Genomic DNA, 376 nt, shown 5'->3' with positions numbered 1-376 from the left:
CTGACCAACAAAGATGGCCTGCTGATCAACAACCACGGCGCCCTGACCTTCACGCTGAGCGACGGCAAAACCGTCATCACCGTGCCGGCCAACGGCACCACCGGTTCGGTCACCGTGGCTGCACCGGACAACGTCTACGTTGGTGCCAACGACCCGATCGTCAAGTCGATCGCAACCGTTGAAGGCGCGGATGTCGACAAGTTCGAGAAACTGACCCTGGATAAAACCGAGGTCAAAACCACCGTTACCGACGAGCCAGGTACCCCAGGCAACCCAGGCGGCACCAACGAAGGCGACCTGGTCAAGGTCACCATCACCGCCGACCAAACTTCGGTCGCCGAGAACGTCAAACCGACCTTCACCGTGCACGTCAACC

General features: G+C 60.1%; 1 protein-coding gene. It reads left to right on the top strand.

The annotated features are described in order from the left end of the window. A partial coding sequence (locus tag DM807_RS00690) for an immunoglobulin-like domain-containing protein (RefSeq protein WP_179026942.1) occupies positions 1 to 376 on the top strand: 376 nt, incomplete at both ends.

This window comes from Pseudomonas hunanensis (genome assembly GCF_013393325.1).
Lineage (GTDB): Bacteria > Pseudomonadota > Gammaproteobacteria > Pseudomonadales > Pseudomonadaceae > Aquipseudomonas > Aquipseudomonas putida_P.
Note: the sequence above shows the minus strand (reverse complement) of the source record. Positions and strands in the feature narration are given on the sequence as shown.